At 58.2% G+C, this 26,509-nt stretch carries 26 protein-coding genes and 1 other annotated feature; of the genes, 18 read left to right on the forward strand and 8 right to left on the reverse strand.

Features of this window, described 5'->3' with window-relative positions; translation table 11 throughout:
* From dnaA to R0140_RS00040, 8 genes are all read left to right on the forward strand, one after another.
* The gene (dnaA, locus tag R0140_RS00005; protein WP_012540254.1) at positions 1-1,404 is read left to right on the forward strand and encodes a chromosomal replication initiator protein DnaA; all 1,404 of its coding nucleotides are present in this window, start codon (positions 1-3) and stop codon (positions 1,402-1,404) included.
* Between the two features lie 4 nt (positions 1,405-1,408).
* Positions 1,409-2,509, forward strand: a complete 1,101-nt coding sequence (dnaN, locus tag R0140_RS00010) for a DNA polymerase III subunit beta (protein WP_008806743.1) — start codon at positions 1,409-1,411, stop codon at positions 2,507-2,509.
* A gap of 146 nt (positions 2,510-2,655) precedes the next feature.
* Complete coding sequence (gene recF, locus R0140_RS00015; protein ID WP_012967007.1) at positions 2,656-3,729, forward strand: DNA replication/repair protein RecF; 1,074 nt, start codon at positions 2,656-2,658, stop codon at positions 3,727-3,729.
* 28 nt (positions 3,730-3,757) lie between these two features.
* Positions 3,758-6,172, forward strand: a complete 2,415-nt coding sequence (gene gyrB, locus R0140_RS00020; RefSeq protein ID WP_012967008.1) for a DNA topoisomerase (ATP-hydrolyzing) subunit B — start codon at positions 3,758-3,760, stop codon at positions 6,170-6,172.
* Positions 6,173-6,372: 200 nt separating this feature from the next.
* Positions 6,373-7,185, forward strand: a complete 813-nt coding sequence (yidA, locus tag R0140_RS00025; protein ID WP_008806746.1) for a sugar-phosphatase — start codon at positions 6,373-6,375, stop codon at positions 7,183-7,185.
* Between the two features lie 149 nt (positions 7,186-7,334).
* Complete coding sequence (locus tag R0140_RS00030; RefSeq protein ID WP_075205764.1) at positions 7,335-8,417, forward strand: hypothetical protein; 1,083 nt, start codon at positions 7,335-7,337, stop codon at positions 8,415-8,417.
* On the forward strand, positions 8,414-9,547 hold the full coding sequence (locus tag R0140_RS00035; protein ID WP_032741478.1) for a BamA/TamA family outer membrane protein: 1,134 nt from the start codon (positions 8,414-8,416) through the stop codon (positions 9,545-9,547). The genes R0140_RS00030 and R0140_RS00035 overlap by 4 nt, the downstream gene beginning before the upstream one ends.
* 77 nt (positions 9,548-9,624) lie before the next feature.
* Positions 9,625-10,851, forward strand: a complete 1,227-nt coding sequence (locus tag R0140_RS00040; RefSeq protein WP_032741476.1) for a DUF3748 domain-containing protein — start codon at positions 9,625-9,627, stop codon at positions 10,849-10,851.
* Between the two features lies 1 nt (position 10,852).
* On the opposite strand, the gene R0140_RS00045 is transcribed toward R0140_RS00040, so the two are convergent.
* A complete protein-coding gene (locus R0140_RS00045) occupies positions 10,853-11,185 on the reverse strand; it encodes a YceK/YidQ family lipoprotein (protein ID WP_004151524.1) in 333 nt (110 codons plus the stop codon).
* Positions 11,186-11,429: 244 nt separating this feature from the next.
* Positions 11,430-11,505, forward strand: a sequence feature (ROSE (Repression Of Heat Shock gene Expression) occurs in the 5'-region of heat shock genes and acts as an RNA thermometer to modulate expression.).
* On the opposite strand from R0140_RS00045, the gene ibpA reads away from it, so the two are divergent.
* The 3 genes from ibpA to R0140_RS00060 all read left to right on the forward strand — a co-directional run bounded on the left by ibpA (position 11,499) and on the right by R0140_RS00060 (position 14,264).
* Entirely contained in the window at positions 11,499-11,912 is a 414-nt protein-coding gene (ibpA, locus tag R0140_RS00050) for a small heat shock chaperone IbpA (RefSeq protein WP_004151523.1), read from the forward strand. It overlaps the preceding feature by 7 nt.
* Before the next feature lie 116 nt (positions 11,913-12,028).
* A complete protein-coding gene (ibpB, locus tag R0140_RS00055) occupies positions 12,029-12,457 on the forward strand; it encodes a small heat shock chaperone IbpB (protein WP_008806750.1) in 429 nt (142 codons plus the stop codon).
* A 145-nt stretch (positions 12,458-12,602) separates the two neighbouring features.
* Positions 12,603-14,264 (forward strand): putative transporter, encoded by a 1,662-nt coding sequence (locus R0140_RS00060; RefSeq protein WP_032736583.1) that lies wholly within the window; start codon positions 12,603-12,605, stop codon positions 14,262-14,264.
* Here the strand turns inward: R0140_RS00060 and R0140_RS00065 are convergent.
* Positions 14,232-14,978, reverse strand: a complete 747-nt coding sequence (locus tag R0140_RS00065; RefSeq protein ID WP_008806752.1) for a GntR family transcriptional regulator — start codon at positions 14,976-14,978, stop codon at positions 14,232-14,234. The genes R0140_RS00060 and R0140_RS00065 overlap by 33 nt on opposite strands.
* Before the next feature lie 298 nt (positions 14,979-15,276).
* Between R0140_RS00065 and R0140_RS00070 the strand changes: the two genes are divergently transcribed.
* The 5 genes from R0140_RS00070 to R0140_RS00090 all read left to right on the forward strand — a co-directional run bounded on the left by R0140_RS00070 (position 15,277) and on the right by R0140_RS00090 (position 19,515).
* Positions 15,277-16,899 carry an alpha-glucoside-specific PTS transporter subunit IIBC gene (locus R0140_RS00070; protein ID WP_008806753.1) on the forward strand — a complete coding sequence of 541 codons (1,623 nt, stop codon included), beginning with the start codon at positions 15,277-15,279 and terminating at the stop codon, positions 16,897-16,899.
* The gene (locus tag R0140_RS00075) at positions 16,896-18,218 is read left to right on the forward strand and encodes a 6-phospho-alpha-glucosidase (protein ID WP_008806754.1); all 1,323 of its coding nucleotides are present in this window, start codon (positions 16,896-16,898) and stop codon (positions 18,216-18,218) included. Before R0140_RS00070 ends, R0140_RS00075 begins: the two co-directional genes overlap by 4 nt.
* A gap of 100 nt (positions 18,219-18,318) precedes the next feature.
* Positions 18,319-18,666: a YidH family protein gene (locus R0140_RS00080; RefSeq protein ID WP_002923305.1), complete on the forward strand. Its 348-nt coding sequence runs from the start codon at positions 18,319-18,321 to the stop codon at positions 18,664-18,666.
* Positions 18,656-19,018: a DUF202 domain-containing protein gene (locus tag R0140_RS00085; protein ID WP_008806755.1), complete on the forward strand. Its 363-nt coding sequence runs from the start codon at positions 18,656-18,658 to the stop codon at positions 19,016-19,018. Before R0140_RS00080 ends, R0140_RS00085 begins: the two co-directional genes overlap by 11 nt.
* A gap of 74 nt (positions 19,019-19,092) precedes the next feature.
* Positions 19,093-19,515 (forward strand): radical SAM protein, encoded by a 423-nt coding sequence (locus R0140_RS00090; RefSeq protein ID WP_032741475.1) that lies wholly within the window; start codon positions 19,093-19,095, stop codon positions 19,513-19,515.
* Positions 19,516-19,518: 3 nt separating this feature from the next.
* Here the strand turns inward: R0140_RS00090 and dsdA are convergent, their stop codons facing one another.
* Together dsdA and dsdX are read right to left on the reverse strand one after the other, a co-directional pair.
* Entirely contained in the window at positions 19,519-20,847 is a 1,329-nt protein-coding gene (dsdA, locus tag R0140_RS00095; RefSeq protein WP_022064565.1) for a D-serine ammonia-lyase, read from the reverse strand.
* A gap of 17 nt (positions 20,848-20,864) precedes the next feature.
* Positions 20,865-22,202, reverse strand: coding sequence for a D-serine transporter DsdX (gene dsdX / locus R0140_RS00100; protein ID WP_032741473.1), 1,338 nt, complete (start codon positions 22,200-22,202; stop codon positions 20,865-20,867).
* A gap of 91 nt (positions 22,203-22,293) precedes the next feature.
* Here dsdX and R0140_RS00105 point away from each other — a divergent pair, with 91 nt between their 5' ends.
* Both R0140_RS00105 and dsdC read left to right on the forward strand, forming a co-directional pair.
* Positions 22,294-22,428 (forward strand): hypothetical protein, encoded by a 135-nt coding sequence (locus R0140_RS00105; RefSeq protein ID WP_172092718.1) that lies wholly within the window; start codon positions 22,294-22,296, stop codon positions 22,426-22,428.
* Positions 22,428-23,351: a DNA-binding transcriptional regulator DsdC gene (dsdC, locus tag R0140_RS00110; protein ID WP_032741470.1), complete on the forward strand. Its 924-nt coding sequence runs from the start codon at positions 22,428-22,430 to the stop codon at positions 23,349-23,351. Before R0140_RS00105 ends, dsdC begins: the two co-directional genes overlap by 1 nt.
* Before the next feature lie 151 nt (positions 23,352-23,502).
* Here dsdC and emrD read toward each other — a convergent pair whose 3' ends face one another.
* From emrD to tisB, 4 genes are all read right to left on the reverse strand, one after another.
* The gene (gene emrD, locus R0140_RS00115; RefSeq protein ID WP_032741468.1) at positions 23,503-24,687 is read right to left on the reverse strand and encodes a multidrug efflux MFS transporter EmrD; all 1,185 of its coding nucleotides are present in this window, start codon (positions 24,685-24,687) and stop codon (positions 23,503-23,505) included.
* Between the two features lie 175 nt (positions 24,688-24,862).
* Complete coding sequence (locus R0140_RS00120; protein ID WP_012967016.1) at positions 24,863-25,696, reverse strand: DMT family transporter; 834 nt, start codon at positions 25,694-25,696, stop codon at positions 24,863-24,865.
* Between the two features lie 70 nt (positions 25,697-25,766).
* Entirely contained in the window at positions 25,767-26,213 is a 447-nt protein-coding gene (locus tag R0140_RS00125; protein WP_012540266.1) for a GNAT family N-acetyltransferase, read from the reverse strand.
* Between the two features lie 90 nt (positions 26,214-26,303).
* Complete coding sequence (tisB, locus tag R0140_RS00130) at positions 26,304-26,423, reverse strand: type I toxin-antitoxin system toxin TisB (RefSeq protein WP_004145059.1); 120 nt, start codon at positions 26,421-26,423, stop codon at positions 26,304-26,306.
* Positions 26,424-26,509: the final 86 nt, after the last annotated feature.

Here is a 26,509-nt window from a genome sequence, read left to right on the forward strand (position 1 = left end):
GTGTCACTTTCGCTTTGGCAGCAGTGTCTTGCCCGATTGCAGGATGAGTTACCAGCCACAGAATTCAGCATGTGGATCCGCCCATTGCAGGCGGAACTGAGCGATAACACGCTGGCACTGTATGCGCCAAACCGTTTTGTGCTCGACTGGGTAAGGGACAAATACCTCAATAATATCAATGGACTCCTCAATGACTTTTGCGGTGCTGATGCCCCGCAGCTGCGTTTTGAGGTGGGTGCTAAGCCAGCCAGCTCGCTGCAGAAAGGAGCGGTAAGCCCGGCTGCGGCGGCCATTCCGGCGGCGCAGGTGCAGACCGCGCGCGTGGCGCCGACGATCGTGCGCCCAGGCTGGGATAATGTCCCGGCGCCAGCGGAGCCGACCTACCGCTCTAACGTTAACGTGAAACACACGTTTGATAACTTCGTCGAAGGTAAATCTAACCAGCTGGCCCGCGCGGCGGCGCGTCAGGTGGCGGATAACCCGGGCGGGGCCTACAACCCACTGTTCCTTTATGGCGGCACCGGTCTGGGGAAAACCCACCTGTTGCACGCGGTGGGTAACGGCATTGTGGCGCGTAAGCCGAACGCCAAAGTGGTCTATATGCACTCCGAGCGTTTCGTCCAGGACATGGTCAAAGCGCTGCAAAACAACGCCATCGAAGAGTTTAAACGCTACTACCGATCCGTTGACGCCCTGCTGATCGATGACATTCAGTTCTTTGCTAATAAAGAGCGATCCCAGGAAGAGTTTTTCCACACCTTCAATGCCCTGCTGGAAGGTAATCAGCAGATCATCCTGACGTCGGATCGTTATCCAAAAGAGATCAACGGCGTAGAAGATCGTCTGAAATCCCGCTTCGGCTGGGGTCTGACGGTGGCGATCGAGCCGCCGGAGCTGGAAACCCGCGTCGCGATCCTGATGAAAAAAGCCGATGAAAACGACATTCGCCTGCCGGGCGAAGTGGCGTTCTTTATTGCCAAGCGACTGCGCTCAAACGTGCGTGAGCTGGAGGGGGCGCTGAACCGCGTTATCGCCAACGCCAACTTCACCGGCCGGGCGATCACCATCGATTTCGTGCGCGAAGCGCTGCGCGATCTGTTGGCGCTGCAGGAAAAACTGGTCACCATCGACAATATTCAAAAGACGGTGGCGGAGTACTACAAGATTAAGGTAGCGGATCTGCTGTCCAAGCGCCGCTCCCGTTCGGTGGCGCGTCCTCGCCAGATGGCGATGGCGCTGGCCAAAGAGCTGACCAACCACAGCCTGCCGGAAATCGGCGATGCGTTTGGCGGCCGCGACCATACCACCGTGCTGCACGCCTGCCGTAAGATTGAGCAGTTGCGTGAAGAAAGCCACGACATTAAAGAAGATTTTTCCAATTTAATCAGAACATTATCCTCGTGACGCTATGAAATTTACCGTAGAACGTGAACATTTATTAAAACCGCTGCAACAGGTGAGCGGTCCGTTAGGTGGTCGTCCGACGCTGCCCATTCTCGGTAACCTGCTGCTTCAGGTCGCGGACGGCGCGCTGTCGCTTACCGGTACCGATCTTGAAATGGAGATGGTGGCGCGCGTGGCGCTGGTTCAGCCGCACGAAGCGGGCGCAACGACCGTTCCGGCACGGAAATTCTTTGATATCTGCCGCGGCCTGCCGGAAGGCGCGGAGATCGCGGTTCAGCTGGAAGGCGATCGGATGCTGGTGCGTTCCGGCCGCAGCCGCTTCTCGCTGTCGACGCTGCCTGCTGCCGATTTCCCGAATCTGGATGACTGGCAGAGCGAAGTGGAATTTACCCTGCCGCAGGCGACCATGAAGCGTCTGATCGAAGCCACTCAGTTCTCGATGGCGCACCAGGATGTTCGTTACTACTTAAACGGCATGCTGTTTGAAACCGAAGGCAGCGAACTGCGCACGGTGGCCACCGATGGTCACCGCCTGGCGGTCTGTTCGATGCCGCTGGAAGCGTCGTTGCCGAACCATTCGGTGATCGTGCCGCGTAAAGGGGTGATTGAGTTGATGCGGATGCTCGACGGCGGCGATACCCCGCTGCGCGTGCAGATTGGCAGCAACAATATCCGCGCTCATGTGGGCGATTTTATCTTTACGTCGAAGCTGGTTGATGGCCGTTTCCCGGATTATCGCCGCGTATTGCCGAAAAATCCGGATAAACATCTCGATGCTGGCTGTGACATTCTCAAGCAGGCCTTCGCCCGCGCGGCAATCCTCTCGAACGAGAAATTCCGCGGCGTGCGGCTGTACGTCAGCGAAAATCAGCTGAAAATCACCGCTAACAACCCGGAGCAGGAAGAGGCGGAAGAGATCCTTGACGTGACCTACGCCGGAACGGAGATGGAGATTGGCTTCAACGTTAGCTACGTGCTGGATGTGCTCAATGCGCTGAAATGCGAGAATGTGCGCATTCTGCTGACGGATTCGGTGTCGAGCGTGCAGATTGAGGATGCGGCTTCACAATCCGCCGCCTATGTCGTCATGCCTATGAGATTGTAGTGGAAAATATCAGGCTATCTTACTTGCCATTTTCAACCTGGGCTGTGCTCGCCCCTGTCACGTACTTCGTGTACGCTCCAGGGTCTGCGCGCAGTCCGCGTTGAAACTGGCTGCGCCGATAACGCCCTGGCCCAAAGAACGCTGATATGTCACTGACGCGCTTGCTCATCAAAGACTTCCGCAATATTGAAAATGCGGATCTCGCTTTATCTCCCGGCTTTAACTTCCTGGTTGGCGCGAACGGCAGCGGCAAAACCAGCGTGCTGGAAGCTATCTATACGCTCGGTCATGGCCGGGCGTTTCGTAGTTTGCAAATTGGCCGGGTGATCCGCCACGAGCAGGAGGCTTTTGTCCTGCACGGCCGCCTGCAGGGCGAAGAGCGGGAAACCGCCATCGGCCTGACCAAAGACAAACAGGGTGACAGCAAGGTGCGCATCGACGGCACCGACGGCCACAAAGTGGCGGAGCTGGCGCACCTGATGCCGATGCAGCTGATTACGCCGGAGGGGTTTACTTTACTCAACGGCGGCCCCAAATATAGAAGAGCATTCCTCGATTGGGGATGTTTTCATAACGAAGCCGGATTCTTCACCGCCTGGAGCAACCTGAAGCGCCTGGTCAAGCAGCGCAACGCCGCGCTGCGTCAGGTCAGCCGCTATGCCCAGCTGCGACCGTGGGATCTGGAACTCATTCCGCTGGCGGAACAAATCAGCCGCTGGCGTGCCGAATACAGCGCCGCTATCGTCGAAGACATGGCGGATACTTGTCAGCAATTTTTACCGGAATTCACGCTCACCTTCTCTTTCCAGCGCGGTTGGGAAAAAGAGACCGACTACGCGGAGGTGCTGGAGCGGAATTTCGAGCGCGACAGAATGTTAACCTACACCGCCCACGGCCCGCATAAAGCGGATTTCCGTATTCGCGCCGACGGGGCGCCGGTGGAAGATACCTTGTCGCGCGGGCAGCTTAAACTGCTGATGTGCGCCCTGCGTCTGGCGCAAGGTGAGTTCCTCACCCGCGTCAGCGGGCGGCGCTGCCTGTACCTGATAGATGATTTTGCCTCGGAACTTGATGATGCCCGCCGCGGTCTGTTATCCAGCCGCCTGAAAGCGACGCAGTCGCAGGTTTTCGTCAGCGCGATCAGCGCTGAACACGTTATGGACATGTCGGACAAAAATTCGAAGATGTTCCGCGTGGAAAAAGGTAAAATAACGGATTAACCCAAGATTAAATGAGCGAGAAACGTTGATGTCGAATTCTTATGACTCCTCCAGTATCAAAGTCCTGAAAGGGCTGGATGCGGTGCGTAAGCGCCCGGGTATGTATATCGGCGACACGGATGACGGCACCGGTCTGCACCACATGGTATTCGAGGTTGTGGATAACGCTATCGACGAAGCGCTCGCGGGTTACTGCAAAGATATCGTTGTCACTATCCACAGCGATAACTCCGTCTCCGTACAGGATGACGGTCGCGGCATCCCAACCGGCATTCACCCGGAAGAGGGCGTCTCCGCAGCGGAAGTTATCATGACCGTCCTGCACGCCGGCGGTAAATTTGATGATAACTCCTATAAAGTGTCCGGCGGTCTGCACGGCGTAGGCGTCTCGGTGGTTAACGCCCTGTCGCAGAAGCTGGAGCTGGTTATCCAGCGCGATAACAAAGTCCACAAACAGATTTATGTGCACGGTGTACCGCAGGCGCCGCTGGCGGTGACCGGCGAGACCGATAAAACCGGAACCATGGTGCGTTTCTGGCCGAGCCATGAAACCTTCACCAACGTTACTGAATTCGAATATGACATCCTGGCGAAACGTCTGCGCGAGCTGTCGTTCCTGAACTCAGGGGTCTCTATCCGCCTGCGCGATAAGCGCGACGGCAAAGAAGATCATTTCCACTACGAAGGCGGCATCAAGGCGTTCGTTGAGTATCTCAACAAGAACAAAACGCCGATCCATCCGAATATCTTCTATTTCTCCACCGAAAAAGACGGTATCGGCGTGGAAGTGGCGCTGCAGTGGAACGACGGTTTCCAGGAAAACATCTACTGCTTTACCAACAACATTCCACAGCGTGACGGCGGTACTCACCTGGCGGGCTTCCGCGCGGCGATGACCCGTACCCTCAACGCCTACATGGATAAAGAAGGCTACAGCAAAAAAGCGAAAGTCAGCGCCACCGGCGACGACGCGCGTGAAGGTCTGATCGCCGTGGTATCGGTGAAAGTGCCGGATCCGAAATTCTCCTCACAGACCAAAGACAAACTGGTCTCCTCTGAGGTGAAGTCGGCGGTAGAACAGCAGATGAACGAACTGCTGAGCGAATACCTGCTGGAAAACCCATCCGATGCCAAAATCGTGGTCGGCAAAATTATTGACGCCGCGCGCGCCCGTGAGGCCGCACGTCGCGCCCGTGAAATGACCCGCCGTAAAGGCGCGCTGGATCTGGCAGGCCTGCCGGGCAAACTGGCGGATTGCCAGGAACGCGACCCGGCGCTGTCTGAACTGTACCTCGTGGAAGGGGACTCCGCGGGCGGCTCTGCTAAACAGGGTCGTAACCGTAAGAACCAGGCGATCCTGCCGCTGAAGGGTAAAATCCTCAACGTTGAGAAAGCCCGCTTCGATAAAATGCTCTCTTCCCAGGAAGTGGCGACGCTGATCACCGCCCTTGGCTGCGGCATCGGCCGCGATGAGTACAACCCGGATAAACTGCGCTATCACAGCATCATCATCATGACCGATGCGGACGTCGACGGCTCGCACATTCGTACCCTGCTGTTGACCTTCTTCTACCGTCAGATGCCGGAAATCGTCGAACGCGGCCATGTCTACATTGCCCAGCCGCCGCTGTACAAAGTGAAGAAAGGCAAGCAGGAACAGTACATTAAAGACGACGAAGCGATGGATCAGTATCAGATCGCTATCGCTCTTGACGGTGCGACCCTGCATACCAACGCCAATGCGCCGGCGCTGGCGGGCGAACCGCTGGAAAAACTGGTTGCCGAGTTCAACGCCACCCAGAAAATGATTGGCCGCATGGAGCGCCGCTTCCCGAAAGCGATGCTGAAAGAGCTTATCTATCAGCCGACCCTGACCGAGGCCGATCTGGCTGACGAGCAGAAGGTAACCCGCTGGGTGAACACCCTGGTTTCCGAGCTGAATGAGAAAGAGCAGCACGGCAGCCAGTGGAAATTTGATGTCCGCGAGAACGGTGAATTGCAGCAGTTTGAGCCGATTATCCGCGTCCGTACCCACGGGGTGGATACCGACTATCCGCTGGATAACGAGTTCATCATGGGGCCGGAATATCGCCGTATCTGCACCCTGGGCGAGAAACTGCGCGGCCTGATGGAAGAAGATGCCTACATCGAGCGCGGCGAACGCCGTCAGCCGGTAGCCAGCTTCGAGCAGGCTCTCGACTGGCTGGTGAAGGAGTCCCGTCGCGGTCTCTCCATCCAGCGCTATAAAGGTCTGGGCGAGATGAACCCGGATCAGCTGTGGGAAACCACCATGGATCCGGACAGCCGCCGCATGCTGCGCGTAACCGTTAAGGATGCGATCGCTGCCGACCAGCTGTTCACCACCCTGATGGGCGATGCCGTTGAGCCGCGTCGCGCCTTTATCGAAGAGAACGCCCTGAAAGCGGCGAATATCGATATTTAAGCTGCGTATTTCCCGGTAACGCGTTTTACCGGGGCAACAGGATGTGTAAGCCCGGTCGCATCGCGTGACCGGGCTTTTTTTTGCTGCTAAAAGGGGATTCTTCGCCCCCGCTTCCATCCCCCTTTCTGCCCGACACTTTTACTGTTTTTTGAGCGGAATCGCGTTAGCATGAGGGAAGACTCATCTTACCCGGGGATCCTATGGCTATTAAACTGATTGCAATCGATATGGACGGCACGCTGCTGCTGCCAGACCATACCATCTCTCCTGCGGTGAAAGCCGCCATTGCCGCGGCGCGCGAGCGGGGTGTCAACGTGGTGCTGACCACTGGTCGCCCTTACGCTGGCGTCCACAGCTATCTGAAAGAGCTGCATATGGAGCAGCCGGGTGATTACTGCATTACCTACAATGGCGCGCTGGTGCAGAAGGCCGGTGACGGCAGTACCGTTGCGCAAACCGCGCTAAGCTATGACGACTATCGTTTCCTCGAGCAGCTCTCCCGCGAGGTTGGCTCTCACTTCCACGCGCTCGATCGCAACACGCTCTACACCGCGAACCGCGATATCAGCTACTACACCGTCCACGAATCCTACGTGGCGACCATCCCGCTGGTGTTCTGTGAAGCGGAAAAAATGGACCCTGAGATCCAGCTGCTGAAGGTGATGATGATCGATGAGCCGGCGATCCTGGATAAGGCCATCGCCCGTATCCCGGCGGAAGTGAAAGAGAAGTACACCGTGCTGAAAAGTGCGCCGTACTTCCTCGAAATTCTGGATAAACGCGTCAATAAAGGCACTGGCGTGAAGTCCCTGGCCGATGCGCTGGGTATCAAACCGGAAGAGATTATGGCGATTGGCGATCAGGAAAATGATATCGCGATGATTGAGTTTGCCGGCGTCGGCGTGGCGATGGATAACGCCATTCCCGCGGTCAAAGAAGCGGCGAACTTCATCACCAAATCTAACCTCGAAGATGGCGTCGCCTTCGCCATTGAAAAATACGTTTTAGCGTAAGCGTTCTTCAGGCCCGGCGTTGTCCGGGCCGATCTTCTCTTTTTTCATGAACAGATGTTAATCCGCATTTAAATCCCTTATTCCGTACAGGGGATTCTATAAGCTACCCGCCCTCTTTTTCGCAATGCTTCACTAACATCATAATTTTCATGAATATATACCACCGTTTGATGTTGGTTGCGCTGCCATTCGCCTCTGTACAGATTTGCGTGGCCGCGGAACCAACGGCGCCGCTTGAGCCGGTATACGCCTATCACGGCGCAGAACCGGCGGATCTGTCTGCGCCGGTCAAAACCGAGACCGCAGTAGCGGAACCAACCGCGATATTGCCTTTTTTAGGCGATGAGGCCAGAAAACGCGGCTACGTCCTGCCGCTGCCGTTCGGCGTCAGCATGAACTATATGGATATGCGGCAGAATATTAATGTCGACAGCATTAACTTCACCGGGCTGTCGCTGGATGGCCGTAACATCGATTGCGGTAAGGATCCTGTCTGCAAACACGCCGTGAATAACATTTTCGCTAATGGGCCGGTCTCGCTGGATAACGCCTTCCAGATTGGCGTCGGTAATACCCGGGAAAGCAGCAAAACCGAGACGCTTAAGCTGGATGCCTGGCTGCTGCCATTTATGAACGTTTATGGCCTCGTCGGACACACCGAAGGACATTCGATTTCGCAGATTGCCGTCGGCCTGAAGGGGCCGAATGGTAAAGTGGTCCCCCTGCCGGGGATGCAGGATCTCGACTTTCGCCTCGATTTTAAAGGCACCACCTACGGGATGGGCACCACCCTGGTGGGCGGCGTCGGCAACTGGTTTACCGTGCTGGACGCCAACTACACGCAAACGCGCTTTGATATCCTCGACGGCAGTATCGACGCGTTTACCTTTTCGCCACGCGTAGGCTATCGTTTCACTACGCCATCGGTCGATACGCTGCATCTCCCCGCCGGAAAGCTGAACCTGTGGGTCGGCAGCATGTATCAGGACGTACAGCAGGAGTTTAAGGGCAGTCTCAACGATCTCTCAATGCCGTCGCCGATGCTGCAAAATATGGTCAATCTGGCCAATCAGGACAATAACGGCCGCTTCGATGTGAAACAGCATTTACAGTCGCCGTGGAACGTACTGGTGGGCGCGCAGTACGAGCTGACGCAGCATTTCAATATTACTACCGAGTTTGGCTTTGCCGAACGTAACAGTTTTTTTATCGCCGGTGAGTATCGCTTTTGAGCCGACTGTTTATCCTTTTTCTGCTGCTGTTAACCTACCCGATCTGCAGCCAGGCCGAGACGCTCAGCCGCGAGAAAATCGACGGCTGGCTGCAGCATCTCGGCGCCAGCGATAAGTTCGACGCCAGCAAAGGCATCGACTGGGGCGTGATGCCCGGTCCGTTCTATACGCCGGAGCTGGGGCTGGGCATCGGCACCGCGGTCGTCGGCATGTATCGCCCCGATCCGCAGGATACCACCAGCCAGAATTCCACCCTGACGCTCAGCGGCTACGCCAGCTCCACCGGCGCGTTTGGCCTCAGCGTGAAAAACTACGCCTTTTTCGACAACGATCTGTGGCGCGTATTTGTTGAAGGGTCGATGGCCAATACCCCGACTTACTACTGGGGGCAGGGTTTTCACGCCGGAGATAAAGACAACGAGAAGGAAAAATATACCGCCCAGGTGCTGACCCTGCGCCCGACAATCTACCGGCAACTGATCGACAATGTTTATCTCGGCGCGGGGTGGTCGCTGGCGACGCAGAATGCCGATGAAATGGACCACGACGATTTACCGAAAATAGAAAGTACCCCACAGGGACCGTCGGTATTCAGCTCTGGCGCCAGCATCGATATCAACAGGGACGATCGCGACTTTGTCCCCAACCCGCGCCGGGGCCAGTATGCCAACTTCCGCTACACCCATTACGCCCCCGGGTTAGGCAGCGATACCCGTTTTGATGAATTTCAGCTGCACTATAGCCATTATCATGCCCTGAGCGAGAAAAGCGTGCTCGCCTGGGAGGCCGATGGCGCCTTCACCCAAGGGGATGTACCGTGGAGCATGATGCCCCTGCTGGGCAGCGATGAGCGGATGCGCGGCTACTATCAGGGGCGCTACCGGGATAAAAACGTCGTTAGCAGCCAACTGGAATACCGTCGGCAGCTCACCTGGCGGCACGGGATTGTGGCCTGGGTCGGGGCGGGAACCATGGGGCCGTCGCTGTCATCGCTGAACAATGGCCGCTGGCTGCCTACCGGCGGCGTTGGCTATCGTTTCGAGTTCAAGCCGCGGGTCAATATCCGTCTTGATTACGGCATCGGCAAAGGCAGCAGCGGGTTCTATTTCCAGGTTGGAGAAGCGTTTTAAGCACATTGTCGGGCATTCAACCCCGCGCGGATTGCGGTATGCTAACGCCACTCTTATATCGGCCCGGTCAGCACGCCATGAAACAAGTTACCTTTGCCCCTCGCAACCACCAGCTCACTAACACCCGCACCTGGACCCCCGACAGCCAGTGGCTGGTGTTCGACGTCCGCCCGTCCGGCGCGTCGTTTACCGGCGAAACCATTGAGCGAGTGAACGTAAACAGCGGTACTGTGGAGACCGTCTATCATGCCACGCAAGGCGCGCGCGTTGGCGTGGTGACCGTGCATCCAACCCAGGAGCGCTATGTGTTTATTCATGGCCCCGAGCAGCCGGATGCGCAGTGGCAGTATGATTTTCATCATCGCCGCGGGGTGGTGGCCTTTCAGGGGGCCGTCGAGAATCTGGACGCCATGGACATTACCGCCCCTTACACGCCCGGCGCGCTGCGCGGCGGCAGCCACGTCCATGTCTATAGCCCCAACGGTCAGTTCGTCAGCTTTACCTATAACGACCACGTGCTGCACGAGCGCGACCCGGCGCTGGACTTGCGCAACGTCGGTGTGGCGGCGCCATATGGGCCGGTGACGCCGCAGGGAAAGCATCCGCGCGAATATAGCGGCAGCCACTGGTGCGTGCTGGTAAGCCGCACGACACCGACTCCCGTGCCGGGCAGCGATGAGATTAATCGGGCCTATGAAGAGGGGTGGGTCGGGAACCATGCGCTGGCGTTTATTGGCGATACCCTGGCGGAAAATGGCGATAAAGTGCCTGAGCTGTTTATTGTCGATCTGCCGCAGGATGAAGCCGGCTGGAAGCAGCCTGGCGGGGGGCCGCTGGCCGGTACCGCAACCACAATGCCGGCGCCGCCGGCGGGCGTCAGTCAGCGTCGTTTGACCTTCACCCACCATCGCCGCTACCCGGGACTGGTGAACGTCCCGCGCCACTGGGTGCGCGCCAATCCCCAGGCGACGGCGATAGCCTTTCTGATGTGCGATGACGCCGGCGTGGTGCAGCTGTGGCTTATTTCACCGCAGGGGGGCGAGCCGCGTCAGTTGACGTATCATGCGTCGGGTATCCAGTCGGCGTTTAACTGGCATCCATCAGGAGAGTGGCTGGGCTTTGTGCTGGAGGATCGGATTGCCTGCTGTCATGCCGGCACAGGCGATATCACCTTTTTAACCAAGGTGCATGCGCATGCGCCCTCGGCTGATGCGATCGTCTTTTCGCCAGACGGTAAACAGATTGCCTGGATGGAGGAGGTGGACGGTTATCGCCAGCTGTGGGTCACACAGACCGGACGATAACTTACTGGGCAGGCATCGGCGCTGGCGGTATCACCGAGTTGGTCGCCAGCGTGGCCTTCTCGCTTTTTTCGACCCGTGATTTGATTGAGCTGTCGGTGCGGAACATATCCCACGGCAGCAGCAGGGTATCCATGACGGCGGTGAACGGCATGTCCAGCGCCACCAGTGATTTCACACCCCAGTTGGTATCGCTGTCTCCCAGCGTTTGCGCACTGGATCGCGTGCCCGGATAGGTTCCCTCTTTGCCACCGGTATGTGACATTACGCTGGAGCAACCGCTCAGGCTTATTATCCCGCTGAACAGGACCAGCTTTAACAGTCGTCTGCTTTTCATTGTTCTTCCATCGTCGTTTCGGGCGTTGAGATAACCTTCAGCGGTTATATCGGGCCAACCCGTGAATGCATAGCGTTATTGCGCCGCACTGTGGCGGGCATCGCACTTTGCTTTTTGTGCTCCTCCCCCCAGTCTAAGCAATCATCGGCAAACTGCAAAAAAATTCGCCCTCAATCCCTTGAAAAGCACGGGGAGAAACCCATTTTATAGGTGTAACCCACTGAGAATACGCCTGAGGGGTATTCCGGATTACCGCGGCCTGTCCACGATGGAAGGTCATTTGATTCTCGCTGATTTTCAGGAGCTATTTACTATGCGTAACTTCGATCTCTCCCCGCTATATCGTTCAGCCATTGGTTTCGACCGCCTGTTCAACCTGCTGGAAAACAATCAAAGTCAGAGCAACGGCGGCTACCCTCCGTATAACGTCGAGCTGGTAGACGAAAACCACTATCGCATCGCTATCGCGGTGGCTGGCTTTGCTGAAAGCGAGCTGGAGATCACGGCCCAGGACAATCTGCTGATCGTCAAAGGCGCCCACGCCGCCGAGCAGAAAGAGCGGACCTACCTGTATCAGGGGATCGCCGAGCGCAACTTCGAGCGCAAATTCCAGCTGGCGGAAAATATTCACGTCCGCGGCGCCAACCTGGTGAACGGCCTGCTGTATATCGATCTGGAACGCGTGATCCCGGAAGCGAACAAGCCGCGCCGCATCGAAATCAACTAATTGTCCGTTTCAGGCCGCGTGGCGGCCTGATGTCACAACCTGCTCGCCGTCAGGGAGCAGATGCGAATTTACAGAATTCGCAGGTATCCACTCGCTTCTTAGAAGGAGAAAACACTATGCGTAACTACGATTTATCCCCCCTGCTGCGTCAATGGATCGGTTTTGACAAACTGGCCAACGCCCTGCAAACCGCCGGTGAAAGCCAGAGCTTCCCGCCCTATAACATCGAAAAAAGCGACGATAACCACTATCGCATTACCCTTGCGCTGGCCGGTTTCCGTCAGGAAGATTTGGATATTCAACTGGAAGGCACCCGTCTGGTGGTGAAAGGCACGCCGCAGCAGCCGGAAAAAGAGACCACATGGCTGCACCAGGGGCTGGTGAGCCAGGCCTTCAGCCTGAGCTTCACCCTCGCCGACAACATGGAGGTCTCTGGCGCGACCTTCACCAATGGCCTGCTGCATATCGATCTGACCCGCAATGAGCCTGAGCAGATTGCCCCGCAGCGTATCGCCATCAGCGAACGACCGGCGCTAAATAGCTAATAAAGTAACCTACTGATAAGGCCCCGTTTTTCGGGGCTTTTTTGTGCCGGTCTGTTTGCTGGTATTGTGCGCCAGGCGGCATACAACCCGTCTGGCAGCGGTCATAATCCCTGTAGTTAATGGTGTTATTCACAGGGACGATACCATGAGTGAGATAGCATTGACGGTCAGCGTGCTGGCGCTGGTGGCGGTAGTGGGGTTGTGGATCGGCAATGTCAAAATCCGCGGCGTCGGCTTTGGCATTGGCGGTGTCCTGTTTGGCGGGATTATTGTCGGCCACTTTGTCGATCAGGCGGGTGTCGCCCTCAGCAGCCCGATGCTGCATTTTATTCAGGAATTCGGCTTGATCCTGTTCGTCTACACCATCGGTATTCAGGTGGGGCCGGGCTTTTTCGCCTCGCTGCGGGTCTCAGGCCTGCGGCTCAATCTGTTCGCTATCCTTATTGTTATCCTCGGCGGCCTGGTGACCGCGGTGCTGCATAAACTGTTCGATATTCCTCTCCCGGTGGTGCTCGGTATCTTCTCCGGTGCGGTGACCAACACGCCAGCGCTGGGGGCCGGGCAGCAAATTCTCCGCGATCTCGGCGTACCGTTCGAGGTGGTCGATCAGATGGGGATGAGTTACGCGATGGCGTATCCGTTCGGCATCTGCGGCATTCTGCTGACCATGTGGCTGGTGCGCCTGTTCTTCCGCATCAATGTGGAGAAAGAGGCCCAGCGGTTTGAGGAGAGCAGCGGCAACGGCCACGCGAATTTGCACACCATTAACGTGCGGGTGGAGAACCCCAACCTCAACCAGATGGCGATTCAGGATGTGCCGATGCTCAATAGCGACAACATCGTCTGTTCGCGGCTGAAGCGCGGTGAGCTGTTGATGGTACCTGCGCCGGGCACCCTTATTCAGGCGGGCGACCTGTTGCACCTGGTGGGGCGACCTGAGGATCTGCACAATGCGCAGCTGGTGATTGGCCAGGAGGTGGCCACCTCGCTGTCGACGCGCGGCACCGATCTGAAAGTCGAGCGGGTGGTGGTCACTAACGAAAAAGTGCTGGGGAAGAAAATACGCGATCTGCACGTCAAACAGCGCTATGACGTGGTGATCTCCCGGCTGAATCGCGCTGGCGTCGAGCTGGTGGCCAGCAGCAGCGCCAGCCTGCAGTTTGGTGACATCCTCAACCTGGTCGGTCGTCAGGAGGCGATTGACGCCGTGGCCGCCGAACTGGGTAACGCTCAGCAGAAGCTGCAGCAGGTCCAGATGCTGCCGGTGTTTATCGGCATCGGACTCGGGGTACTGCTGGGGTCTATCCCGTTGTTTATTCCCGGCTTTCCTGCCGCACTGAAGCTGGGGCTGGCCGGTGGGCCGCTGATTATGGCGCTGATCCTCGGGCGTATCGGCAGCATCGGCAAGCTGTACTGGTTTATGCCGCCGAGCGCCAACCTGGCGCTGCGCGAGCTGGGGATCGTGCTGTTTCTGGCGGTGGTCGGGCTAAAATCGGGGGGCGACTTTGTCGCCACTCTGACCCAGGGCGAGGGCCTGAGCTGGATCGCCTACGGCATTTTCATCACCGCCATTCCGCTGCTAACGGTAGGCATTCTCGCGCGCATGCTGGCGAAAATGAACTATCTGACGCTGTGCGGCATGCTGGCCGGCTCCATGACTGACCCACCGGCGCTGGCCTTCGCCAACAATCTGCACGCCACCAGCGGCGCGGCGGCGCTCTCTTACGCCACCGTCTATCCGCTGGTGATGTTCCTGCGGATTATCACCCCGCAGCTACTCGCCGTGCTGTTCTGGGGGCTGAGCTAGCGGGCTTTGCGCCTGGACGCGGCGCAGGTGGTAATCCACCTGATACTCGCTGGCGTTGCGGAACATGACGGAATAGTTAAGAAACTCGCCGCTGTCGCTGTAGGAAAGGGAGGTAATACGCAGCAGCGGCGTCTGCTCAGGGACATTCATTGAGCGCGCCAGCTGCTTGTCCGCCAGCACTGGCGTCAGCGTTTCATAATTCCCGCTGATGATGATCCCGCACTCCTTCTCAATATAATCAAATTTCGAACCCTCCAGATGGCTCAGCGACAGGTTGCGGAACAGCTTCACTGGCATATAGCTATCCTCCAGCATCAGCGGCTTGCCATCGACGTAGCGCACCCGCCGTGAGAAGTAGATCCGTTCATCAATTTTAATCCGCAGCAGGCTGGCGATGGCCGGCGGAGCAGGCATCACCTCGAAGGCCAGCACCTGACTCACCACCTCTTTACCCTGCTTGCGCAGCACTTCCGCCAGGCCAGTGAGATTGCTGGTTTCATGATGGACGTCCTTACGCGCCACGAACGTCCCCGAGCCGTGGCGACGCACAACCAATCCCCAGTCCACCAGCAGGTCGATGGCTTTGCGGATAGTCATGCGCGCCACCCCGAACTCCTCGGCCAGTTTTTTCTCTCCCGGTAGCGGGCTACCGATGGCGAAGTCGGCGGAATTCAGCCGCAGCCGCAGGCGGTCAGCAATGGATTTGTAGATCACCAGTAGTCCTCTTGTGCAGGAAAGTGGAATGTCGCTGTCTTCTCTTTTCGTTAAAAAAATAGATTTATTACAAGTAATTAATACTCATTCATTTCGTTAATTCCACTGTCTGACTTATCGATGTCTAACTTTGGTTATCGAAGTAGACGACTTTGGCCAAATTAAAACCATGAATGGGATCACGAATCGCAACGGCGCGGCATGTTGTCGGACGGGCAAATTTCTATTCTCGAGTCAGGCCGGTAATCAAGAAAAAGAAGGCCACTCACCCTACGAGTTGTTACATGAGGATTTTCAAATGCTCAGTCAAATACAACGCTTTGGCGGCGCCATGTTTACTCCGGTTTTGTTGTTTCCTTTTGCCGGGATCGTGGTCGGTATCGCCATCATGCTGCGCAACCCGATGTTCGTCGGCGAAGCGCTGACCGCACCCGACAGCCTGTTTGCCCAGATCGTTCACATCATTGAAGAGGGCGGCTGGACCGTCTTTCGTAATATGCCGCTGATTTTCGCCGTCGGTCTGCCGATCGGCCTGGCGAAACAGGCCCAGGGCCGGGCCTGTCTGGCGGTGCTGGTGAGTTTTCTCACCTGGAACTACTTTATTAACGCCATGGGGATGACCTGGGGCCACTTCTTCGGCGTCGACTTTTCCGTTGAACCCACGGCAGGCAGCGGCCTGACGATGATTGCCGGGATCAAAACCCTCGACACCAGCATTATCGGCGCCATCGTCATCTCCGGTCTGGTGACGGCCCTGCACAATCGCTATTTCGATAAACCCCTGCCGGTGTTCCTCGGCATCTTTCAGGGATCATCGTTTGTGGTCATTGTCGCCTTCCTCGCGATGATCCCCTGCGCCTGGTTGACCCTGCTCGGCTGGCCAAAGGTTCAGCTGGGCATTGAATCGCTGCAGGCCTTCCTGCGCTCAGCCGGGGCGCTTGGGGTGTGGGTCTACATCTTCCTTGAGCGCATTCTGATCCCCACCGGTCTGCACCACTTCGTCTATGGCCCGTTCATCTTTGGCCCGGCGGTGGTGGAGGGCGGTCTGCAGGTCTACTGGGCGGAGCATCTGCAGGCGTTTAGTCAGAGTACGGAACCGCTGAAGACGCTGTTCCCGGAGGGCGGCTTTGCCCTGCACGGTAACTCGAAAGTGTTTGGTTCGGTGGGGATTGCGCTGGCGCTCTACTTCACCGCCGCGCCGGAAAACCGCGTCAAGGTCGCTGGCCTGCTGATCCCTGCCACCCTGACCGCGATGCTGGTCGGGATCACCGAACCGCTGGAGTTCACCTTCCTGTTCATCTCGCCGCTGCTGTTCGCCGTTCACGCGGTGCTGGCGGCGACCATGGCGACGGTGATGTACATCTGCGGCGTGGTGGGCAATTTCGGCGGCGGCCTGCTCGATCAATTCTTGCCGCAAAACTGGATCCCGATGTTCCATCACCACGCCTCGATGATGTTCATTCAGATAGGCATCGGCCTCTGTTTCACCGCCCTCTACTTCGTGGTCTTCCGCACCCTGATCCTGCGTCTGAACCTGAAGACGCCTGGCCGGGAAGAGAGCGAAATCAAGCTCTACAGCAAGGCCGATTACCAGGCGGCACGAGGTAAAACCACGGCTGCCGCCGCGCCAGAGACCCGGCTGGGTCAGGCCGCTGGCTTCCTGCAGGCCCTCGGCGGCGCCGACAACATTGAAAGCATCAACAACTGCGCCACCCGACTGCGCATCGCGCTGGTCGATATGGCGAAAACGCAAAGTGACGACGTCTTTAAAGCGCTGGGCGCCCACGGGGTAGTACGCCGCGGCAACGGGATTCAGGTCATCGTCGGCCTGCACGTTCCCCAGGTGCGCGACCAGCTGGAAAACCTGATGAAAGATTCTCTTTCGACCGAACATACCACCATGACGGAGGCAGTATCATGAAAAAATTCTCAGTTGTTATCGCAGGCGGCGGCAGCACCTTCACCCCGGGCATTGTTCTGATGCTGCTGGCAAACCAGGATCGTTTTCCGTTGCGGTCGCTGAAATTTTACGACAACGACGGCGCGCGTCAGGAGACCATCGCCGAGGCGTGCAAAGTGATCCTCAAAGAGCAGGCGCCGGAGATTGAATTCAGCTATACCACCGATCCGCAGGCGGCGTTTACCGATGTTGATTTCGTCATGGCACATATCCGCGTCGGTAAATATCCGATGCGTGAACAGGATGAGAAAATCCCGCTGCGCCACGGCGTGCTGGGCCAGGAGACCTGCGGTCCGGGGGGGATCGCCTACGGTATGCGCTCTATCGGCGGCGTGCTGGAGCTGGTGGATTATATGGAAAAATATTCGCCGAACGCCTGGATGCTTAACTACTCCAACCCGGCGGCGATTGTGGCGGAAGCCACCCGACGTCTGCGGCCGAACGCCAAAATCCTCAATATCTGCGATATGCCGATCGGCATTGAAGGGCGGATGGCACAGATTGTCGGCCTCAAAGATCGCAAACAGATGCGCGTGCGCTACTACGGCCTCAATCACTTCGGCTGGTGGACATCGATTGAGGACCTCGACGGCAACGATTTGATGCCGAAACTGCGTGAATATGTGGCGAAATATGGCTATGTGCCGCCCTCTAACGATCCGCACACCGAGGCCAGCTGGAACGATACCTTTGCTAAAGCGAAAGACGTGCAGGCGCTGGATCCGCAGACCATGCCGAACACCTACCTGAAATATTACCTGTTCCCGGACTACGTGGTGGCTCACTCCAACCCGGAGCGTACCCGCGCCAATGAGGTGATGGATCATCGGGAGAAAAACGTCTTCAGCGCCTGCCGGGCGATTATTGCCGCCGGGAAATCCACCGCTGGCGATCTGGAGATTGACGAGCATGCGTCGTATATCGTCGATCTGGCGACGGCCATCGCCTTTAACACGCAGGAAAGGATGCTGCTGATTGTGCCAAACAACGGCGCGATCCATAACTTTGACGCTGACGCGATGGTGGAGATCCCGTGCCTGGTGGGTCATAACGGACCGGAACCGCTGACGGTCGGCGACATCCCGCACTTCCAGAAAGGGATGATGAGCCAGCAGGTGGCAGTGGAAAAACTGGTGGTCGATGCCTGGGAACAACGCTCTTACCACAAGCTGTGGCAGGCGATTACCCTGTCGAAAACCGTACCGAGCGCCTCGGTGGCGAAAGCGATCCTCGACGACCTGATTGCGGCCAACAAAGATTACTGGCCTGAGCTGCATTAATCCCCGCTGTTTGACCGGCGCCCGCGGGGCGCCGGTTCTTCTCCCCGGTTCCTGATTTACGCTATGCTGAAGCCTGCAGCGCGATGAACAAGGAACTGTAATGAAAATCTCCCGCCTCGGCGAAGCGCCGGATTACCGCTTTTCGCTGGCTAACGAACGCACCTTTCTGGCGTGGATCCGCACGGCGCTCGGTTTTCTCGCCGCCGGCGTCGGCCTTGACCAGTTAGCGCCGGACTTTGCCACGCCGCTGATCCGTGAAATTCTTGCCCTGCTGCTGTGTCTCTTTGCCGGCGGCATGGCCATCTATGGCTATCTGCGCTGGCTGAATAACGAGAAAGCGATGCGTCTGAAACAGGACCTTCCCTATACCCGCACGCTGCTGGTGATTAGCATCCTGCTGTTGGCGGTGGTGGCCGCGGTGATGCTGCTGGTGGTGTATGGCGGATAAACGCCGGGCGCGGCGGGAAGGCGATCCGGGACTACAGCCAGAGCGCACCTCGCTGGCCTGGTTTCGCACTCTGTTGGGCTATGGCGCGCTGATGGCGCTGGCGATTAAACACAGTTGGCACCGCGCCGGCCTGCCGTTCTGGCTGTCGATCGGCGTGTTGGCGATAGTGGCGGTGATCCTCTGGGGCTATACCCGCCGTCGTCATCTGATGGACGTCGACGATAGCGATTTTTTACAGCCGCGGGCGGTTCGTGACAAATTTTTGATCGCACTCGCAGTACTTTCTCTGGCATTCCTGTTTGCTGTTACTCACCTTCAACCGATCGTTTTATTCATTAGGGATATGTCATGACAGGATGTCCGGCGAATTTGCCTCTCACTCATGCCCCCGGCCAGCAACATGACACACCCTTTCAGGCTGTCGTGGTGGAGGCGCATCATTGCCATCAGCCGCAGGCGTTCTATGCACAACTGCGTCAACAGGGGCTCACCGCTATCCATTTTATTCCGCAGCTGGCGGCCGGCGACGCCGCGCTCTGGGGGGAGTTTCTCTGTGCTGTCTTTCACCGCTGGGTGCGGGAAGATATTGGGCGCATCCATATTTTGCTGTTTAGTGAGACGCTGAGCGCCTGGTGCGGCGAGACGCTGACCCAGCCAGGCGCGCCAGCGGCCAACAGTACCTGCTACGGCTGCCCGTGGTTGCGCCTGTGCCGCTGCGGCGAACAGGAAGACCCGCTGTGCGCGGGTTACCGGCAGTTCTACGATCTTAGCGGGCCCTATATGCGAGTGATGCGGGACCTGCGCCGACAGCAGCGGCCGCCAGAGGCGCTGATGCCGCTGCTGCGCTGAAGATTAGCGCCCCTTCGCCAGATATTGCGCCATCTCCTCTTCCGGCACCATGCCGCCGCCGGTGGCCCACACCAGGTGGGTGGCCTGCTGCAGCTGTTGTTCACTCAGACCTTGTAGCTGATGGTACGCCTGGCTGGCGCAGACCCGCTGCGGCCCGGCCATTCCGGCCAGCGCGGACGGTTCAAGGCGAATGTTTTCCGCTGTCGCCAGCCAGCCCAGCATGTCGTACATCGTCTGATCATCAAGGGTATAGAACCCGTCGAGCAGGCGCTCCATTGCCCGGCCAACGAACCCGGACGCCCGGCCGACCGCCAGACCGTCGGCGGCGGTCAGGTTATCAATGCCTAAATCCTGCACCGCTATCTGGTCGTGGAGCCCGGTATAGACGCCGAGCAGCATGCAGGGCGAGTGGGTCGGTTCGGCGAACAGGCAGTGAACGTGGTCGCCGAAGGCCAGCTTCAGGCCGAATGCCACGCCGCCGGGGCCGCCGCCAACGCCGCACGGCAGGTAGACGAACAGCGGGTGATCGGCATCGACCACGCGCCCTGCTTTGGCAAACTGCGCCTTCAGGCGCTCGCCGGCTACGGCATAGCCGAGGAACAGCGTGCGCGAGTTTTCATCATCAATGAAAAAGCAGTTCGGGTCGGATTCCGCTGCCTTGCGCCCCTGTTCGACGGCGACGCCGTAGTCCTCTTCGTACTCAACGACCGTCACGCCGTGGCTGCGCAGTTTGGCTTTTTTCCACGCCCGGGCATCCGCCGACATATGTACCGTAACCTTAAAGCCGATGCGCGCGCTCATGATGCCGATCGACATCCCGAGGTTGCCGGTGGAGCCGACAGCGATGCTGTACTGGCTGAAGAACTGTTTAAATTCCGGTGTCAGCAATTTGCGATAATCATCTGCGGTGGTGAGCAGTCCGGCCTCCAGCGCCAGCTTTTCCGCATGGGTCAGCACTTCATAAATCCCGCCACGCGCCTTAATGGAACCCGAAATCGGCAGGTGGCTGTCTTTTTTCAGCAGCAGATCGCCGCTAATCGGCTGGCCGAACTTTTGCTCAAGGCTGCGTTTCATTGCCGGAATGGCAACCACTTCCGATTCGATAATCCCGCCGCTGGCGGCCGTTTCCGGGAAAGCTTCCGCCAGATAGGGCGCGAAGCGCTGAAGGCGGGCATGGGCGTCTTGCACATCGTCGGCGGTCAGACCGACGTAAGGTAACCCTTGCGCAAGGGTGGTGGTGGCCGGGTTAAACCAGGTGGTTTCTTTCAGGGCGATCAGATCCTGCACAAGCGGGAAGGTCGCGGTTAAGGTGGTCAGGTCAGCGTGTTTCATCATACGTCTCTTTGCGCTCAGATAATGAAAGAAAGCAGGAAGGTGGCGGCCAGTGCAAGTAGTGACGCGATAAATGTCGCTGTCGTGTAGTACTTGAACGTTTCGCTGAGGCTGGCGCCGCAGTACTGTTTTACCAGCCAGAACAGGGAATCGGTGACGATCGTGCAGCCAATGGCGCCGGAACCGATGGCAATGGCGATGATCTCCGGGCTTACGCCAGGATAAAGCGGCAGCATCGGCGCAACGATGGCGGTAGCGCCCATCATCGCCACGGTAGCGGAGCCGACGGCGGCGTGCAGGATAAGCGCCACCAGCCAGGCCAGCAGAATCGGATGCATATCGAGGTTCGACAGGATCACCGCCAGGCTATCGGCCAGGCCGCTGGATTTCAAAATCGCGTTGAACGCGCCGCCGGCGCCGATAATCAGCAGAATGTTGGCGATCGACCCAAAGCCGTTTTCAGTATGAGTCAGCAGGACGCCCATCCCCATCTGCCGACGAATACCGAGAATGTAATAAGCGACAAAGACGGCAATAAACATCGCGGTGATGGGGTTGCCGATAAATTCCAGCACTGTATACAGCGTGCCGCCTTGCGCCATATTCAGTTCAGCGACGGTTTTCACCAGCATCAGCCCAATCGGTAACAACACGGTAAATAGCGTAGCGCCGAGCGAGGGCAGCGTCGATTCTTCGCGTACGTCGAGGTTGGAAAACTCGGCTGGCACAGGTTTAAACGGCAGGCGGTTGCCGAGCAGCCTGAGGAACAGCGGGCCGCCGACCAGCGAGGCGATCAGACCGACCAGCAGGCCATAGACGATAACCGTCCCGATATCGGCGCCCAGTTTATTCGCCACGAACAGCGCAGCCGGATGCGGCGGCACCACGCAATGCACCGCCATCAGGGCCGTACACAGCGGAATAGCCAGCTTCAGCAGCGAGGTATTGGTTTTTTTAGCGATGGAGAACGCCAGCGGGATCAGCAGCACCACGCCGACTTCGACAAACAGGGTAATACCGCAGATCAGGCCGACCAGCACCATAATCACGTCCGCCGACAGCCAGCGGCAGCGCTGCAGCGTCAGGCCGATGCGCTCCGCCGCGCCGGAGACTTCCATCATCTTGCCGAGGATGGTACCGAGACCGATCACCGCCGCCAGGAAGCCCAGCGTGCCGCCGATGCCGCTCTCAATGGCGTTGACCATCTCCAGCGGGCCCATCCCCATCATCGCCCCGACGAAAAAGCTCGCCAGCAGCAGCGCCAGAAACGGATGAAACTTCAGTTTGACGATCGTTAAGACGATTAACACGATGCTAATCAGCAGCGTGCTCACAACCCAGATTTGCGATTCCATACCCCACCTCGCCGTAAGTAACGTGTGGTTATTGAACAGAAACTCGGCATGGGCTGACAAACGATATAAATGGCCTTTCAGGTGAGTCAAATTGAATCAAAAAGGTGATTTAGCTCTAAAATCGACCTATGAATATGCTATGGGTCAAATTAATTCATCCTTGAGCGGAAGTTCTGGCGTTATTTTTTTTATCATCCAGATCCCCTTTTTTGCCAGGAGCGCATAATGGATGTACTCAAAACCTTAGGTACCCGGTTGCTCAACGGCTGGCAACTCTCCAGGCTGTCGACGTTTGAGGTGGCGGCGCGGCACGAGTCGTTCGCCCTGGCCGCAGACGAGCTTGCGCTCACCCCAAGCGCCGTCAGTCACCGGATTAATCAGCTGGAAGAGGAGCTGGGGATCCAGCTCTTTGTCCGCTCGCACCGCAAAGTGGAGCTGACGCGAGAAGGGAAGCGCGTTTACTGGGCGCTGAAGTCGTCGCTGGATGGCCTCAATCAGGAGATTCTGGACATCAAAAACCAGGAGCTCTCTGGCAGCCTGACGGTCTATTCGCGCCCGTCGATAGCCCAATGCTGGCTGGTGCCGGCGCTGGGGGATTTCACTCACCGCTACCCGGCCATCTCGCTGACTGTGCTGACCGGCAACGATAACGTCAACCTGCAGCGGGCGGGTATCGATCTGGCAATCTATTTTGATGATGCGCCGTCGTCGCAGCTGAGCCATCATTTTCTGATGGATGAGGCGATCGTGCCGGTATGTACGCCGAATTATGCCCGCCAGCACCAGTTAACGCAGCATCCTGACAATCTGCGCCACTGTACGCTGCTTCACGATCGCCAGGCATGGAGCAATGATTCCGGCACCGATGAATGGTTCAGTTGGGCACAGCAATTTGGAATTGAATTGCCGCAATCGTCGGGCATTGGCTTCGATCGTTCTGATTTAGCGGTGATTGCGGCGATGAATCATGTGGGGGTAGCGATGGGGCGTAAACGGCTGGTGCAGAAGCGGCTGGAGAGCGGCGAGCTGATTGCGCCTTTTGGCGACATGACGCTGAAATGCCATCAGCATTATTACGTGACGACCCTGCCGGGCCGTCAGTGGCCGAAAATCGACGCCTTTATCGAGTGGCTGCATAGCCTGACCTGAAAATGAGCCGGGCTACCCCTCTGTGTTGTTGGCCAGGGCGGGTAAGGCGTGAGCCGCCACCCGGCAAAATGGCGGCGCTGCGCTTGCGCGGGCCTACAGTCCGGTAGCCCGGATAAGGCGTCAGCCGCCATCCGGGGAACGACCGCCGCGCTTATACCGGCTGCTGATGGTGGGTGAAGCGCGAGGTCAGCGGCAGCCAGCACAGCAGAATCAACAGGCCCATCAGCATCATCAGCAGGCCGAGGCTGCCCTGACCAGTTTGCGGCATCATCGCCGACAACCAGGCCAGCACGCCGGAGCCGATATTCTGCAAGCCGCCCACCAGGGCCCCGGCGGTTCCGGCGAGAAACGGGAACGGCTCCATCGCGCCGCTGGTGGCCAGCGGGAATAACATCCCGGCGCCGAAGAAGAACAGCGCCGCCGGCACCAGCAGGGTCCAGACGGTCATGATGCCCAGCAGTCCAGGGATCCACATCATCAAACCTGCCAGCAGGCAGCAGATCACCGACTGCCACATCAGCGTCGGGAAACGCTTGTTCGGCCGGCCGGCAAACCACGCGCCGAAGAACGCCGCCGGGATCGGCAGAATAAACAGAATACTCACCGCCATGCTGCTCAGGCCGAGCACCGCGCCCATCAGCACCCCGGAACAGGCTTCGAACACCGCAATCCCGGCCAGGCCGCCGATCAGCATCAGCAGATAGCAGTTAAACGCCCCGGTACCGAACAGCGTTTTGTAGCTGGTCAGGAGTTTGGTGCGTGGCGCCCCTTCCGGGCGCGTTTCCGGCATCCACTTCGCCATGCTGAAGGTCACGCCCGCGCACAGCACCAGCAAGAAGGCGTAGCAGGCGCGCCAGCTCCACAGAGTGTCGAGGATGCCGCCGAGCAGCGGCGCAATCAGCGGGCTGACCAGAATACCCATATTTAACAGGCTATTGGCATGACGCAGCTGCGCGCCTTCGTACAGGTCGCGGGGCAGGGTGCGCGCCATTACGCCGCCGACCCCGGTGCCCATCCCCTGCATGGCGCTGGCGGCGATCAGCACCGGCAGGCTATGGGTGGTAATAGCTACCAGCGTCGCCAGCATAAAAATCGACATCCCGACGAGGATCACCGGACGGCGACCGACGCGGTCCGAGAGCGGGCCGTAGAACAGCTGTGAAATACCATAGGTCAGCAGATAGGCCGCCATCACGCTTTGTACCGCTCCTTCGCGGACGTTCAGCGCGACCGCCATGTCGGCGATGGCCGGAATATAAATGGTCTGCGCCATCTGGCCGACGGCCACCAGCAGTACCAGCATCAACAACAAATTGAAGTTCTTATGCCGTTTCATGTCGATGAATACTTTGCGAGTAAAGAGAAATAAAGAATATGTGACTGGCACATCCCGTAAACGATGGAGGAATCTACCATATTAAAATGACAGGACAACTGCAAAGCGCCGATTGTTGAGGGAATTCCAGGCAGATTATGTAAACAGGAACGGCAACTAATGTTGCCATTTCAGGCTACGCCAGGCGCAGGAGGATCGCCCCGGCGGCAATCCCGCAGGCGGCCACGATGCGCAGCGGCATCAGTTGTTCTTTCAGAACGATAAAGGCGATCAGCGCGCCGAACAGAATGGAGGTTTCACGTAGCGCGGCGACCACCGCCAGCGGGGCCTGGGTCATCGCCCATAGTGCCAGGCCGTAGGAGCCCATGGTGCCGACACCGCCGAGGATGCCCTTTTTCCAGTGCTGACGTAAATAACGACTGGCCTCTCGCCGTCGCGCCACCATGGCCCAGCACAGCAGGCAGAAACCGTTCATAAAAAAGGTCCACAGGGTGTAGCCTAGCGCCGAGCCCGCCAGCCGGACGCCGGTGCCGTCCACCAGTGTATATCCCGCGATAAAGCAGGCGTTGATGAGCGCCAGCACGATGCCTTTGCGGGAGCTAACGCTGCCGTGAAAGGCCATCGCCAGAATCGCCAGGCAGATAACGCCGATGCCCAGCCAGGCCAGCGGCGACAGACGATCGCCTAGGAACAGCACGCTTATCGCCGCGACCAGCAGCGGCGCGGTGCCGCGCATCAGCGGGTAGGTCTGGCTCATATCCGACACCTGATAGGTCTTCGCCACCAGCACCGTATACACCACCTGTAACGCGCACGACGCCAGCAGATAGGGGGCGCTGGCAAGCGCGGGCTGCGGGGCAAAGGGCAGCATCACCAGGGCGATCAGCGCGGCCGAGCCGCTGACGCCGATCGCCGCGTACATTTTATCGCCGCTGGCTTTGACGATAGCGTTCCAGCTGGCGTGCAGCAGGGCGGCGAACAGCAAAATGCAGAATACGGTGAGGGTCATCGCAGACAGGTTCAACAGTGAAGGTCACCGGAATGTAACACGCGCCCGCGCTGCCTGCCAGCGGGGGGGGTTAAAGCGAACAAAACAGGCGATGTGTCACCCGCGGTTCATCGTACACCGGGCGAAAACCAAGCCTTTCATAAAAGGGCCAGGCCTGCGCCGGGGCATGGGTGTTAAGAAAATCGAACCAGGCGCTGGAGTGGGTAATGACCGAGACCAGCAGCTGCTGGCCGATGCCCCGGCGACGGTAACGTTCGCTAATGTAGAGATGGCGAATGCGCCCAACCCGTGGCTGCGGACTGAAGGGATCGCTATTGATGCCGCATACCCCTACCAGCTGGTGGTTGACGAAGGCGCCCAGCAGCGTTTCGCCCGGCGCGTTAAAGCGGTTTTTGCCGCTCTGCCAGTTTTCCGCCAGGCGGCGCAGCATGTTGAAATGCTGTTCAAGGCTTTCAGTGCGCAGCGCAACGAACCCCGGATCGTCCGGCGTTGTGGCGGCAATTAACAGGGGTGGCATAGTTTCCTCCATCAAGTCATCCCGGGACGCCCGGCGGGCGCCTGCAGGGGGGCGGTTTCCCGCCCCCCTCAGGTGCGACTTGAACCTGAATCAGCGGAACTGTTTCAGGACTGCATCAAGTAGTTGCAACACAGCAACCATGAGTTTCAGGATTAAAATAATAATATCCATTCCGCCCATACGCGCGTCTCCTGTGGTTAAGGAGCACAATAAGCTGACGTACCTTTCCGCTGCCCGTTGCCAGCTTATCCCTGCCTGTCGCCGGCGGCGTCTGCCCTGGCCGATAGTTCATCCTT

The sequence above is a fragment of the Klebsiella sp. w6 genome, assembly GCF_033100215.1.
Taxonomy (GTDB): Bacteria; Pseudomonadota; Gammaproteobacteria; order Enterobacterales; family Enterobacteriaceae; genus Klebsiella; species Klebsiella variicola.